General features: G+C 46.8%; 13 protein-coding genes, 1 tRNA gene and 1 pseudogene. 9 read left to right on the top strand and 6 right to left on the bottom strand.

Going from position 1 to position 14,467, the window contains the following annotated elements:
- Window position 1 precedes the first annotated feature (1 nt).
- The gene (locus ACKTR5_RS07105; RefSeq protein ID WP_407880334.1) at window positions 2-310 is read left to right on the top strand and encodes a hypothetical protein; all 309 of its coding nucleotides are present in this window, start codon (window positions 2-4) and stop codon (window positions 308-310) included.
- Complete coding sequence (locus ACKTR5_RS07110) at window positions 291-1,187, top strand: polysaccharide deacetylase family protein (protein WP_407880336.1); 897 nt, start codon at window positions 291-293, stop codon at window positions 1,185-1,187. Before ACKTR5_RS07105 ends, ACKTR5_RS07110 begins: the two co-directional genes overlap by 20 nt.
- A 36-nt stretch (window positions 1,188-1,223) precedes the next feature.
- On the opposite strand, the gene ACKTR5_RS07115 is transcribed toward ACKTR5_RS07110, so the two are convergent.
- On the bottom strand, window positions 1,224-2,066 hold the full coding sequence (locus ACKTR5_RS07115; RefSeq protein WP_407880338.1) for a mechanosensitive ion channel family protein: 843 nt from the start codon (window positions 2,064-2,066) through the stop codon (window positions 1,224-1,226).
- Window positions 2,067-2,246: 180 nt separating this feature from the next.
- Here ACKTR5_RS07115 and ACKTR5_RS07120 point away from each other — a divergent pair.
- A tRNA-Asn gene (locus tag ACKTR5_RS07120) sits at window positions 2,247-2,318 on the top strand.
- A 76-nt stretch (window positions 2,319-2,394) separates the two neighbouring features.
- Here ACKTR5_RS07120 and ACKTR5_RS07125 read toward each other — a convergent pair.
- Window positions 2,395-3,405, bottom strand: a complete 1,011-nt coding sequence (locus ACKTR5_RS07125; protein WP_407880340.1) for a YdcF family protein — start codon at window positions 3,403-3,405, stop codon at window positions 2,395-2,397.
- 227 nt (window positions 3,406-3,632) lie between these two features.
- Between ACKTR5_RS07125 and ACKTR5_RS07130 the strand changes: the two genes are divergently transcribed.
- Window positions 3,633-4,388 (top strand): TraX family protein, encoded by a 756-nt coding sequence (locus ACKTR5_RS07130; protein WP_407880342.1) that lies wholly within the window; start codon window positions 3,633-3,635, stop codon window positions 4,386-4,388.
- A gap of 69 nt (window positions 4,389-4,457) precedes the next feature.
- Here the strand turns inward: ACKTR5_RS07130 and ACKTR5_RS07135 are convergent, their stop codons facing one another.
- Complete coding sequence (locus tag ACKTR5_RS07135; RefSeq protein WP_407880344.1) at window positions 4,458-5,594, bottom strand: YhgE/Pip domain-containing protein; 1,137 nt, start codon at window positions 5,592-5,594, stop codon at window positions 4,458-4,460.
- Window positions 5,595-5,632: 38 nt separating this feature from the next.
- On the bottom strand, window positions 5,633-7,006 hold the full coding sequence (locus tag ACKTR5_RS07140) for an Nramp family divalent metal transporter (protein ID WP_407880345.1): 1,374 nt from the start codon (window positions 7,004-7,006) through the stop codon (window positions 5,633-5,635).
- Window positions 7,007-7,298: 292 nt separating this feature from the next.
- Here ACKTR5_RS07140 and ACKTR5_RS07145 point away from each other — a divergent pair, with 292 nt between their 5' ends.
- Entirely contained in the window at window positions 7,299-7,937 is a 639-nt protein-coding gene (locus tag ACKTR5_RS07145) for a TetR/AcrR family transcriptional regulator (protein ID WP_407880347.1), read from the top strand.
- 291 nt (window positions 7,938-8,228) lie between these two features.
- Here the strand turns inward: ACKTR5_RS07145 and ACKTR5_RS07150 are convergent, their stop codons facing one another.
- On the bottom strand, window positions 8,229-9,119 hold the full coding sequence (locus ACKTR5_RS07150; RefSeq protein WP_407880382.1) for an ArsR/SmtB family transcription factor: 891 nt from the start codon (window positions 9,117-9,119) through the stop codon (window positions 8,229-8,231).
- A 230-nt stretch (window positions 9,120-9,349) separates the two neighbouring features.
- Here ACKTR5_RS07150 and ACKTR5_RS07155 point away from each other — a divergent pair, with 230 nt between their 5' ends.
- A complete protein-coding gene (locus ACKTR5_RS07155) occupies window positions 9,350-10,324 on the top strand; it encodes a glycoside hydrolase family 43 protein (protein WP_407880348.1) in 975 nt (324 codons plus the stop codon).
- A 14-nt stretch (window positions 10,325-10,338) separates the two neighbouring features.
- Window positions 10,339-11,594, top strand: a pseudogene (locus ACKTR5_RS07160) (oligosaccharide MFS transporter).
- Window positions 11,595-11,683: 89 nt separating this feature from the next.
- Here ACKTR5_RS07160 and ACKTR5_RS07165 read toward each other — a convergent pair.
- Window positions 11,684-12,679, bottom strand: a complete 996-nt coding sequence (locus tag ACKTR5_RS07165; protein ID WP_407880349.1) for an aldo/keto reductase — start codon at window positions 12,677-12,679, stop codon at window positions 11,684-11,686.
- A 208-nt stretch (window positions 12,680-12,887) separates the two neighbouring features.
- Here ACKTR5_RS07165 and ACKTR5_RS07170 point away from each other — a divergent pair, with 208 nt between their 5' ends.
- Window positions 12,888-13,328, top strand: a complete 441-nt coding sequence (locus ACKTR5_RS07170) for an ArsC/Spx/MgsR family protein (RefSeq protein WP_407880351.1) — start codon at window positions 12,888-12,890, stop codon at window positions 13,326-13,328.
- 80 nt (window positions 13,329-13,408) lie between these two features.
- A complete protein-coding gene (locus ACKTR5_RS07175; protein WP_407880352.1) occupies window positions 13,409-14,455 on the top strand; it encodes an ABC transporter permease in 1,047 nt (348 codons plus the stop codon).
- Window positions 14,456-14,467 lie beyond the last annotated feature (12 nt).

Consider the following 14,467-nt stretch of genomic DNA (forward strand, 5'->3'; position numbering starts at 1 on the left):
CATGCACTCACAACAAAACCTCATCATTCGGAAAAAATCGTCACTCTGGGCGTCATTGCGACGGCTCATTATTCTCGCCGTTTTGTGGGTCATCACGGGTTTCATCATCTACATCAACGTATGCTTTTTATTGGGGATCTACTCCGATGATTTAGTGGCCGATTACCTTGTGCTTAACCTGTCTCTCCACCTGTATAAGGTGATGGCTGTGCTTGTCATTATCGTTAGTGCCCTCATCACCGTTTACGGCACATGGCACATTAACACACTGAAACGGAGGGCCCGCCATCATGAGCAAAACAACGCGTAAGTGGCTTCTCGCTGGGTTCGCTGTCATTATTTGTGTTATTCTCGGCATCACGGTGCAACGCAGCATTCAGTTTGAACTGGGAAACCGACCAAGCTATGCCGTCTCGGCCCGCGATCAGCACAAACAAAATGGGATCATGGTGTTCTGTTATCACCGTGTGTTAAACGACACCGACACCGTTAAGCTAGATGAACGGTTGTCGCCCAACAGTCAGTTCCACGATTTCAACGTCAACCTCAGCACGTTTAAAAAACAGATGGCCGCGCTTAAACGCGACCACGTGACCGTAATTTCAACCACCCAAATGACCCAGATGTTAAACGAACATCGCCACATCCACGGCCGTTACGTGGTGCTAACGTTTGACGACATCGACCGGACAACGATTGATAACGCCGCACCGGTCATGAAGCAGCACCACTTCCCGTTTACCGTGTCCATTATCACTGGTGACACCGGCGCCTATCGTGACGGAACCAAGCTCGCCTCATGGCCACAAATCCTCACCATGAAGAAAGACATGGGTAACCTGGTCACGTTTGCGGTTCACACAAACAACATGCATTACCTCACCCGTAACGGAACTCCGGTGTTCAACGTTCCTGGGAACTTCAGTAAGTTTCGTCGTGATTACGCGGTCAGTCAGGATGTCATGCAAGAAAAAATTGGTGCCGAAACACCGATCTTCACGTATCCATACGGGAGCGGGACGCCCCAGGTTCAATCATTCCTGGAACGCCAACCACTCCAGGTTATCTACACCCTTAATACAGGGATCGTCACTCGCCACACTGACTTACGGAGTACACCACGAATCATTATCAACGACAATAGTTGGCCCAGTGTTAATCGCTGGCTGACACAATCAGCACATTAAAAAGCAGCGCCGCGAAAAATTTCGTAGCGCTGCTTTTTATTTACCAATCGTTGTTGAAAGATCAATTCCCGCCTGGCCCAGTGCATTAAGGTAAGCGGTCGTAAACGTTGCTTTCGTTGTCCCCTGCTCACCAGGTTTGACAAACAACGTAACGGAAACACCCACAGTGGTCGTCTGTGGCAGCATAATCGGACCCTGAATACTGATCCGCCCCACAACCTCTGGATGCTTTGGCAACAAACGTTCATTCACCTGTTTAACGACCTTTGTCACTTGGCTACTGGCGACATTTTGGTGTAATGGCAGATCAATTTGCACCCGCACGTTACCGCGTGACTGGTTTGTAATCGTGGTGATACTGCTGTTCGTAATGTAGTTCAGTCCACCATCAGCATCCTTAATGGTGGTCACCCGGAGCCCAAACGCAACCACCCGCCCTGTCGTATTGTTGTTGATAATCACGCTATCGCCAACCTCCATCTGCTGTTCCATTAAGATGAGAAAGCCGGCAATCACATCGCGGATGATCCCCTGCGCGCCAAGACCAACGATAACCGTCACAATTCCGGCACTCGCAATCAACGTGCCAATGGGAAAACCAAGCGCACTTAGAATTGTGTAAATGGCAAAGAATACCACCACGTAGCGTGTGGTATTCCGAACCAGCGTGTGCACCGTTTGGGCCCGCTTTTCATTAATGTGGCGGCCCTTCATATATGTGTCAAAACTTCGGTCGATCAAAAAAATTGCCACCCGGTTAATTATCCAAAAGAGGGCCGCATAAAGTATGATCTGCAACACCGCATCAAAGATATGGGGGCCGACTGTCCGCCATTTAAATTGATCAAAATAGGCGTTAATTCCTGTTGCTAATAACATCCTTGTTTCCATCCTTCGTGGTCTAATAGCTATCACTTTAGCATACTGCCGTCCGTTTTTATACTGCGGACCAGCGGCAGCACATTTGCTCACCACTAAATAAATGAGAAAATAATAAACGTTTTCATTTACTTTTCATTTAGCGTCAGCTATACTAGTGTCAATCAAATCAATCATCCTTGCTCGATGGCACAATGGTACTGCGCTCGACTGTTAATCGAGAGTGTGCTGGTTCGATTCCAGCTCGAGCAGTTATGTAACAACGCACTGAGTGATAAAAAGCCACGCTAATCAAAGCGTGGCTTTTTATTGTTTACTTAAAATTTAATTAATGCGTAAACGACCAGATCAGTACCAGTGCAATCACACTTAGTAACGTCACCGTTGTCTTCTTATAAAGAACTAATAGCGCCACAAATTCCCGAAGAAGCGCACTCGGTAAAAAGTAAAAGGACGTTGGCGAGCCAATCCCCGTTGCGTTAAGGCCAGCCTTTTTGGCATAAATACTGGCTCGCAACACATGGTAGTTATTTGTCGAAAAGACAATTACTGGTGGCTGCTGCCGTGACCAATCCTGATCGATCAATTTCTTTGAAAAGCGCATGTTTTCAAGGGTTGTTCGTGATTTGTCTTCCACTAAGATATTACGGTCTTCAATCCCCTGGCTCCTCAAGTAGGCGGCCATCACCGCAGCCTCACTTTTTTCTTCATCCGGACCTTGGCCACCACTAACGACAAACTTAGCCGATGAGCCATCCCGCCGACAATGAATAATGGCGTTATCAACCCGGCCTTTGAGCAGCGCCGGAATGACGTCATTTCGTCCAGACCACGAGCCCAAGACAATGAAGTAATCAACGTTTTTCGGCTGTCTTAACAGTTGGTTTAACGCCGAATAGTTAATGTAAGAGAAGAACAATAGTGAAAGAAAAATGTCTTCCCAAAACAGAATTGCAAAGATGATTTTAAGAACCACTGTCTCAGAGCTAATCAGGCCCCAAAATAAGGGAATCAAAATCAGCAAGTTTACTCCAAAAATTGCCGACAACTTTCCAGTGAAGCTGCGCCCCTCTCGCGTCGACATCACCGAGGTATTCCAAATAAAGTAAATGGCGACTGCAACAAAAGCAAGCACGATTACAGCAAGCAAGATAAGGCCCGCGATAATCGACCACGACGAAACTGCATTTAAAACAAGTAAAAGGAGCCGCCAAGCCAAAAAAATCATGAAAATAAGCACACTCAGTGAGAGGATCGACCCGATCCAAAAATTGGGCCGCCTCATCACAAACACGCTCATTATAATGATAAAAGCCAGCAACACTAGAATGATTGACATTCGTTCCTCCAAAAATGGCCGATGCGTTCCGTAATCAGCGTGATTGTTTTCTGACGCTTGTAAACTATTAAAAAAGTAACCTTTAATCAGATAATAGTAAAGTAACCCTCCTCATTGTTAAACATTAAAGTATTTTTCCTTGCTGATGATCGGCTTCTTCCTTTACAATGCTAACCGCAAGTTTGCTTAGCTAGAACATTCACTAACGTCCCCCTTAAAGGAGCATCATGGCAATTAAACAACGGTTTGGACTAACCACCTTTTCTCTAAAAATCCTGGGGTTGATCCTCATGGTTATCGATCACTTTCATGAATTTTTCGCTTCGTTCGGCGTTCCCGCGTGGGTGGACTGGTTCGGTCGACCAGTCCCCATCATCTTCTTTTTTGTGAGCGTGGAAGGCTTTACCCATACGAGAAACAAACGCTTGTACTTAACCCGTTTGCTCATCGGCTTTTGGCTCATGAACTTAGGGAACACCATTGTGCAGCACTTCTTCCAGTTACGCGGCCAAGCCATTACCAATAATATTTTTGCTGATTTATTTCTGGGCGTGCTCACCATGCTTGGGATTTACTTCTTTGAACAAAAGCGGCCACTTTTAGGAATCAGTGTGCTCCTGGCCCCACTTCTGACAACAGCGATTGCCGCTTTATTGATCCTGATGAAGGCTGGGATTGTTGCACAAATATTTTTAGGTGTTGTTCCAACCATTCTCTTTGCCGAATATTTCGTTTTATTCTATCTCGCAGGAATCCTATATGTATTCCGTAACAAGCGGACCATTCAATTAATTGCCATCGCGATTGTTGCGTTCTTGTACCTTCTGCTTGGAATGAGTCAATGGATCATGGTTTTTGCCATCATCCCGATCTATCTGTACAACGGGCTCAAGGGTGGGAGTTTAAAGTACTTCTTCTACGTCTTTTATCCCCTCCACATCTGGGCGTTATACATCATTGCTTCACTAATGGCTCAGCACTAAACTTCACTACAATCGAAAGCAGGCGTCCAAACGTGAGTCAACGTTTGGGCGCCTGTTTTCGATTGTTTTTTACTTTGCCATTGCCGTGCGACGGTGCTTTGGTGCCCATAATTCTGAGACAAACATTGCCATGCCGAGAGCCAAAATAACGACCAGGGCGCTTGTTGCCGAATTCCAGAAGGAAGCGTTGTAGTACAACATGTCACGAGCGCCATCAAACAAGAATCGCATTGGCAACCATGGCAAGATCCACTGTTGGTAGAAGTGGGGAATCATTTCTGGTGCCAATTGCATGAGTGGTGCAGAGAAGAACAGTAACAGCCCAAAGACCGCAACCCCAGCGATTCCTAACCACGTAATGACGCCTGAGAACAACATCATGAAGGCGAAGCTTGCCATTGAAAGGAACATTGCCAGTGGCATGAAGTGGCTAAAGTCATAGCCTAAGATCCACTGCGCGTAAACGGCGGTCACCGTGCCTGCCATCAATGCTAACCCTGCGGCAACCGCCATCTGCGTCAATTTAAACTGTAACCGTTCCCGCCGTTGTAACATTACCTTGCCACGGCCTGCATAGAAAATCAGTAGGCTCATTACGAGGCTTGATAACCAGATTGGCTGGAAGAAGACAGAACTAGCAGCGGCCAAGCCCGTTGTTTTGTTTAGGGACTCCGTTTTAACGGTAATTGGATGAGCCAACTTTGCCGCAACGGCGGCCGGAACTGGGACGTTTAACTTCTGGAAGTTTGCCAGCATGGTTGTTTGCATGCCACTTCCGATCCCGTTCACAATTCCTGTGAGCACTTGTTTAACTGACGCACTCAGTGTGCTGTTCATTCCTTCATTGACCATCACCTTAATGCTGGCGTTACCGGTCGCCGTTGGGTTGGCAAGCGACGTAATTGACTGTGAGAAGCCCTTTGGAATAACTAATGCACCATAGTAACGTTGTTCTTTCATCGCCCGTTTAACTGCCGTCTCTGACTTAAATTTGCGCCAGTGCAAGGCCTTTGTACCAGACTTATGGTTCATCTTTAACATCTTTTTAGTAATCTGTTTTCCCATGGGCCCCTTATCCAAGTTAACGACCGCAACGGGTGCGTCCTGAAGCTTTGCTTTTGCCACCGGTAGTTGGGCAATAACCAGGATCAGCGTGAGTAACAAACCAGCAATAATGGCAAATCCAAAAAATTTATTTTTAAACATTGACGTTTCCTCTTTTCTAATTCGTTTTATCCGACCGCTTACTTCATAATCCCCATTGTTTGAAGAATCAGGTAAACGTTTAAGGTGACTAGGACAATCGTGATCACCCAAGCGGTGAGCCGAACCCACCGCCGATTTGCAAACTCTCCCATGAGCTTTTTATCACTGGTGAAAATAACTAGTGGGACAATCGCAAATGGCAAGGCGACACTTAAGAATACTTGTGAAAACGTTAGAAGGTTTTCAATCTTTGCTTCGTCACCGTGGTAGTAAATGGCGAAGGCTAACACTGGCAGGACTGACAAACCACGGGTGATGAGGCGTTGGGCCCACATTGGCATTTTTAGCTGAATGAACCCTTCCATGATGATTTGTCCTGATAACGTTCCCGTAATGGTTGAACTTTGCCCTGAAGCCAGTAAAGCAATGGCGAACAACATGCTAAGCATTGGGCTGGCAATGGCGCCGACCACTTGGTTATTGCTCAGTGCGTTGAACAAATCGACGAACCGCCCAACACCGCTGTTTGTACCGAAGAACAATGAAGCGCCCAGAATCAGTAGCAAACTGTTCACGACGAAGGCCAAAAGCAGTTGCATGTTTGAGTCGATCGTGGTGAACTTCAGGGCCTTAGCAACGGCGCCGCGGTCCTTCCGGTCAACGGCCCGGGTTTGTGAGATGGATGAACCAAGGTAGAGGTCGTGTGGCATAACCGTTGCCCCAACGATTCCTAGACCTAAGTACAACATGGACTTGTTACTGATCAGTGATGGCGTTGGGACATACCCAGCAATGATCTGGTTAACACTTGGGTTGGATAACAGTACCTCATATAAGAAGACCAACAGGATCACCAGGACCAACGTTGCCACAATGGCCTCAATCTTGCGGAACCCGAGCTTCATCAGAAGTAGTAGTAGCAAGACGTCCGCCGCTGTAATAATGATCCCAGCCACCAACGGAATCTTGAAGATCAGTTCCAAAGCGATTCCAGAGCCAATCACTTCAGCAACATCCGTTGCCATAATGGCTAATTCTGTGATGATCCAGAGAAAGATGCCCATCTTCTTTGAGGTCTTTTCCCGGGTGAGTTGCGCTAAATCCTTCCCCGTGACGATACCCAACCGTGCTGACATCGCTTGAAGAAGCATGGCCACCAAACTTGATAGTAAAATGACTGACAGTAGCCGGTACTTAAACTGTGCGCCACCGGCGATCGATGTGATCCAGTTACCCGGATCCATGTACCCAACCGCAATCAGCACGCCCGGTCCGGTGTACGTCCACAACGTCCGCCAGAAGCCAGCGTTTTGTGGAACCTGAACACTGCCGTTAATTTCGTTTAAACTCTTTTCTCCAACCGCCTTTTCTTCGAATCGCAATTCTTTTTCGTTCATGGCAACACGCTTCATGTGCAAGCCCTCTTTTCTATTGGTTTAGAAATTCAGGATTGAGTAAACACTCAATATTCTTTCCAAAAATCATTATACACGGGTTTAAATGTGTGTCAAACATTTTTTAGCTATTCCTAAAAACGCCGATAAAAAGGCAATAATGGTTGATTACGGAAACAACTTGTTGAATCAAACGAAATAAGTGAGCGCTCAATTAAAAATATTTTTCCTTGAATGAACCCCATTTATCAACGTAAATTTGCGGTATACTAGTCATATCAACTCACATCGATTTTAAAGGAGTCCACCCATGGAACATCCAGAACTGCGCCTTTACCAAGACGCTCACGCGTTGACCGACTATACGGACAAACAAGTTCAAATTTTTGTTGCTGCCATCGACGTTTTTTCAGAAAAGGGGTATTCAAACTCCAGTACCAAGGAGATTGCGACTCGGGCCGGCGTTTCAGAAGGTAATATTTTTAGCAAATTCACAAACAAGCGGGGGCTATTAACAGCCATTATCGACCCCGTTGTTTCCTCCATTTTCCCCAATACCATGACGGAGTTGCTTGCGGATCAAACACAAACTGAATACTTGACCCTCCACGCGTTTTTGGAAACGTTTATTACAACCCGCGTTGAGATTCTCTTGGCTAATCGCAAGGTTATTAAAATTTTGATTGCCGAACTGGCTTATAATCAAGCAACCCGCGATAAAATGATTGGCAACATTCCTGCTTCATTTTGGGCCAGCTTAGACCAAGAGCTCGATGACCTTAAGGCCAACCACATGCTTGTCAACTGGCCAAACCACGACATTATTCACCAAATTATCACGGGTGCCAGTGGCCTGATTCTTGGGAACCTTTTCCTCAACCAGCCGATCACCCCGCAAATCATTAACCACACCGTGGACACCCTGACAAAAGGGCTCGCCCGCGATTAACAGACATAGCAAAAAGACCATCGTTAGAAAAAAATTCTAACGATGGTCTTTTTTTGCTGCTCATCATTTTGCTTTCCCCTGTTTGCTCCCGAAAACGCGAAATTGCCCGCAGGTCCACTACGCCAACGCTCATGGACATAAACCGTCCATTCCCACGTTCTTTGCTCCCGAAAACGCGAAATTGTCCGCAGACCCACTACTCATCTAACCCCACCAACGCTCATGGACATAAACCGTCCATAAGCGTTGGTGGGGTTAGATGAGGGGGCCTACCGCGGGCAATTTCGCTCTCTAACTATAAAACATCTTCATTTCAATATCCTGATTATAATTTCCAAAGCCATGACCAAACAACGTACACCCGCCCGGATGTTCCGCATTTTTCGCCACCTCAAAGCGAACCGTCACCGTATCGCCATCGACCTTTAAGTCGTCCAACGAGGCCTCCGAAAATGGTTGCCCATCCAAATAACTCCCGTGATTGGTAATTCGTAATACCTTCAGCATGCCGTACTGGTTCACATTATCCGGAACCCATAACGGCGTGTACTTCCCCCGCGTGTCGGAAAAATCGCCAGGACTTGTCCACGCCCCGACCCGGTGACCATTAATTGCAAACGTAATGTCTGAGGGCCACACATTGTTTGAAAACGGAAATTCTGATCCCAACTCCATCGATAAATCGATCATCTCTAACTGGTCATTTTTATTCAAATAATTCGGAAACTGGTACTCAACGAAGCCCTCGGTCCACCAAATCATCCCCGCATGAATTCGTTCCGGGTCCATGAAGTAGGCCGGATTATCGACCTTTCCAATGTAGTCCGTCTTACCCGCTAAACCACATGATGGTGTTACGGAAAAATTGGTGTAGTGCCCCACCGGAACTTGCGTCGTGTAAACCGAAAACGCCGTGTAGATTTCCTGAGGGAAATTCACGTTAATGTGATCCACTTTAAGCCGTGACACCTTGTTATGACCAATCCGTTCAAATTCGATCAATCCTGCTTCTGCCAACTTGTTTAAATGCATCAAGATGATCGTGCTGCTCAAGCCCATTTCCGTCGCTAAATCTTGCACACTTAGCTTCTTATAAGACAGCTTTCGTAAGATTTCCAGCCGGACCGAACTTGCCAGCGCTTTATATGCATTTAATGCGGCATCAGATAAATCGAGCTCCATCATCAACACCAACCTTTTCATTTGTTTCGTTTATAAAAACAACATTAACATCATTTTAACGTAATATTAAACGGTTTGTTAGTCTTTTAAAGCAACATAAACGCTTTTATTCAGCGACTTTATCAGTTAAAACAATATAAATACTATTGTAAGCGGTTAATTTGCCATTTATTCTGAACTTGTGCACAAGTCCCCAACCATTATGAGTAACACGAAAGGAACATAACTTAATGACTTATTCACCACAGTATACCAACCCACTCATTGTTCAACGTGCTGATCCGTTCATCTATCGCCATTCGGATGGAAACTACTACTTTGTGGCTTCTGTCCCAGCTTACAACCGCATCGAACTTCGCCGAGCAAAGACACTTGCCGGTTTAGCCCATTCAGCCCCGCGCACCATTTGGCAAAAACACGACCGTGGGCCCATGAGTCAGCTAATTTGGGCTCCAGAACTTCACTTCATTGATGGCAAATGGTTCATCCATTTTGCGGCTGCCGAAACAACCGCCTTTGATGCAAACGGAATGTTCCAACACCGGATGTTCTGCCTGGAATGTGACGCCGTTGACCCAATGCACAGTGAAGCGGATTGGCAGGAACGTGGCCAAGTAAGCACACCACTGGATTCATTTGCCCTTGACGCCACCTGTTTTACCGCAAATAACACCTTGTATTACGTTTGGGCCCAAAAAGATCCCGCCATCCGCGGCAATTCCAACCTCTATATTGCCGAGATGAGCAATCCGTGGACCCTGAAAACAGCGCCGGTCATGATTTCCAAACCAGAACTTGACTGGGAAACGCGTGGTTTCTGGGTCAACGAAGGGCCCGCAGTCCTTCATCGCAACGGTCAGTTCTTTCTCACGTATTCAGCCAGTGCCACGGATGAAAACTACTGCATGGGCATGTTGACCATCGCAGACGACGCCGACTTGTTGAACCCCGCCAACTGGCATAAACAGACCACCCCAGTCTTTCAAAGTGACCCCGCTACCCACCAATACGGCCCCGGCCATAACTCATTTACGGTGGCGGAAGACGGTGTTACAGACATCTTGGTGTACCACTGCCGCGACTACACCGACATCACCGGTGATCCCTTGTACGATCCTAACCGTCACACAAAGATCCAAGCATTCACCTGGAATGCTGACGGAACCCCTCACTTCGGCAAACCCGTGCCATACAACTATGAATAGAGGCAAACATTCACATGAAAACTGAACAAAAATCAACCAAACACTTCTGGGGATTTCCCCTGACGCACTTTAGCTATTTCTTCATTTGGCGACCATTTACGGTTACTTAACGCTGTGGTTAGAGCAAGTTGGCCACCTCAATGGGACGGAATCTGGTGCCGTCTTCTCAATGATGGCCGGCATCTCGCTCTTATTCCAACCGGTCTTCGGGATCGTCTCCGACAAACTCCTCTTCAAAAAGAACCTTGTCCTGTTAATCGCCATTGTTGCCATCTTTATTGGCCCGTACTTCCAGTGGCTCTTCATGCCGCTGTTACACATCAATTCATTCCTTGTTGCGCTTGTCACTGGGACCTTCCTTAGCTTTGTGTTAAACGGCGGGGTTTCCGTCATTGAGCAGTACGTTCAACGGGCTAGTCTTGCTAACCACTTTGAATACGCTCACTCACGGGTCGGCGGTTCTGTTGCTGGTGTTGTCGCCTCACTCATTGCCGGACGGCTGTTTCTCTGGCACCCCAACTCAATTTTCTGGGCCTGTACCGTTGCCGCAATTATCTTAACAGGCCTGCTTATTTTCAGTGACAAGGTTGACCTGGATAACGCCGCAGCAGCGGGTGATACCTCTAACTCATTGGACATGAAAACCGTTGCCAACGTGTTTAAAATCAAAAACCTGTGGTACCTTGCCATTTTTTACATGGGTGCATCAGCCGTTTACGACGTTTTCGATCAACAGTTCATCATTTTCTTCAAGACGTTTTTCCACACCGCTTCTCAAGGAACGTTAGTTTACAGCTACATGACCTCTGGCCAAACAGCCATCGAATTCTTACTCATGTTCCCAATGCCCTGGATCATCAATAAAATTGGTGCCAAGCATGGATTAATCATCTACGGCTTTCTGACCTGCATCCGCATCCTTGGATCTGCCCTATCACCAACGTGGGGCTGGATCGTCTTCTTCCGGTTGATTGCTGGATTGGAAATGCCACTGTTACTGACTTCGATCATGAAGTACATTGCCGGTGCCTTCGACATTCGCTTATACGCAACGGTTTACGCCCTTGCATCAAACTTTGCCAAACAAATTTCCGTCTTCATCTTTTCTTCTGTTGCCGGCAAAATGTACGATGTCATTGGCTACCAACATACCTACATTTGGATGGGCATTCTGGTCTTTGCCATTACCCTGTTCGCAGCGTTTACCCTCAAAAAGGAAGATCCTGTTCAGGCTGGTGAAGTAAGCGCCCCAACCGATTCCGTCTCGTGAAAATGTAAGCGCTTAATCAAACGTGATTAACACTGCTAAAAGGCCGACCTCCCACCCGGGAGATCAGCCTTTTTAGATTTCACTTATCTTTACGATTCTGCCAACGTTAACCGATCAATTTCTGCCAGCTCTTCCGGCGTAAAATCAATGTGTTTCAACGCCTGCAAACTGTCAGTCAATTGAGTCGGCCGACTCGCGCCCACTAAGACACTGGTCACCTCTTGATGATTTAATAACCAGGATAATGCCATTTGCGCCAACGTTTGACCACGGTTCGCCGCGAGATCGTTTAACGCCCGCACCAGGGTCAACGTTTTTGCCACCTGATCTTCATGGAGAAACGGACTGTCTGACCGGTGCGCCCGTGAATCTTCTGGAATTCCGTTTAAGTACCGACCCGTCAATAGCCCCTGCGCGAGCGAACTAAACGTCACAACACCCGTTTCTCGTTCTGCTAACGTTGGCAGTAACTGCTGTTCAAACTGACGATCCAATAAATTGTAGCGATCCTGATGCACAATGTAGGGCGTGTGAAGGTCCTGAAAAACAGCTTCCATCGCAGCCGTTTGGTTCACATCATACTTAGAAATCCCAACGTACAGTGCCTTTCCCTGACGAACTAATTTATCCAAGGCATACGCAGTCTCCGCCACCGGCGTCTCTGGATCAGGACGGTGTGAGTAAAAGATGTCGACATAGTCTAAATTCATCCGCTTCAAACTTTGATCAGCACTCGCCAGAATGTTTTTCATGGACCCGCCATCACCATAAGGGCCAGGCCACATTCGGTGCCCCGCCTTGGTCGCGATCACTAATTCATCCCGGTAAGCGCCAAGATCACTTTTCATCATGCGGCCAAAGTTTTCTTCCGCACTCCCAGGTTCTGGTCCGTAATTATTGGCTAGGTCAAAATACGTTATCCCGGCATCAAAGGCGGTTCGAACAATTGCTTGTTGGTTGCTGTAAACGTCCACGTTGCCAAAATTATGCCAGAGTCCTAAGCCAAGCACTGATAATTTTAAGCCACTCTTGCCAACTCGCCGGTACATCATCGACTCATACCGATCTTTGTTTGCTAAGTTCATTCAGTTACCTCCTATATTATCCATCATTATCGTCAGTATAATCGTTTTAATAAATTAAGTCAGCGCTTACATTATTAAAGCTTGTTAATTCAGCTTGCGCACTTATCTTTCGTTTTGATAAAATTAACCGTTAACTAGGTAAAACGTTTGCTATGTTTACAAATAATTATTATCATGTAGTCAATTGATTACGATTCGAGGTTACAGCATGATGATCGATATCTATACGATTCCATCTAACTTACCATCACGGCGAGCGATTCAGTGGCTTACTGACCACCAGGTCGCCTTTCATGAGCATCGCGTTCATCCAGCGCAACCAAAATTAACGCCGGTTCCGGTCAAAGAACTTTTAACAGCATCGGAAAATGGGGTTGAGGATCTGCTGGCCCCCCATTCGCACGCCTACCAAGTTTTAGCCAGTGAGCATAACATTGATGAGTTGCCCCTTACTGAACTGATTCGGGCAATTGAAGCGCAGCCAAGCATGTTGCGGTTTCCAATTATTTTTAATCGATCACAATGCCTCATTCAAACGGGGTATTCCGACGAAATGATTCGGACATTCGTTACACGGCAAGAACGCCATCATGACTTGCTTGTTCGCTTATCAAGTCTGACTGATCAACCACCCCGACAGACGGATTAATTGCGCTCTGATTTAACCTCGGTTATCATTAGGTGTAACTATATTTATCACCTGATAACTAACACGGGGAGGTGCGCGACATGTACCTTGGTTGGAAAGAAATGCGCTACGAACGGCTTCGGTTTACGCTATTAACTGGTGTCATGACACTGATTGCCGTTGTTGTTTTTATTTTAGCTGGCCTTGCTAACGGTCTCTCTCAGGGAAACCGGTTGGCCGTTGATCAGTGGAACGCTCAAAACGTTTATCTGAATGAAACGGCAAACAAGACATTGAATGCGTCACAAATTCCGTTGACAGCCACGAACCAGACGGATCCCAAAACGGTTGCACCGTTGAGTGTTGCTAACACCGTTTTACGAACAGGCTCCGGCAAGAAGATCAACGTGGCTGTTTTAGCGACCAAAAAAAAGGCGTTTATTATCCCATCAATTAACCATGGCCGCACCCTGCAGCATTCGCGGGAATTGTTGATTTCGGATAATTTACGGCAACAGGGCATTAAGGTGGGTGACAAACTGCGCTTTGGCACCAATGCCACAACATTTACCGTTGTTGGTGATTACCAAGCCAGCACGTACAGCATTACCCCAACAGTCTATACTGATCTCGAAACGTTCTCACTGCTGACCAACAGCCCAACGACCATGGTCAATGCCGTTGTGATGAAGAATAATCACGCTTTGACGAATTCAAAGGGCCTTCAAAAGTTGCCCATCGCTGAATTCATTCAGCACCTTCCTGGCTACACTGCTGAACAAGCAACCTTAAACACCATGATCTACTTTTTAGTGGCCATGTCACTGGCCATCATTGGGATCTTTATGTACATCTTGACCCTTCAAAAGCAGGCCCTCTTTGGCATCCTAAAGGTTGAGGGGATCGGCACCACACACATCCTCGCCAGTGTTATCATTCAGGCTGCCATCATTAGTGTGGTCGGTGTCCTCATCGGGCTGCTTTTAGCCGGTGGTGTTGGCGTCATCGCCCCAACTGGCATGCCGTTTGCCCTCGATTACACGCAGCTTGGAATCTACAGTGTGCTCCTTGTCGTTGCCGCCCTTCTTGGCGCTTGTTGTTCTTGGCGAACCATTGCCCGGATCAACCCCGTCACAGCCATTGGTTAGGAGGTTACGTTT

Source organism: Furfurilactobacillus entadae, assembly GCF_045862745.1.
In the GTDB taxonomy this organism is placed as follows: domain Bacteria; phylum Bacillota; class Bacilli; order Lactobacillales; family Lactobacillaceae; genus Furfurilactobacillus; species Furfurilactobacillus entadae.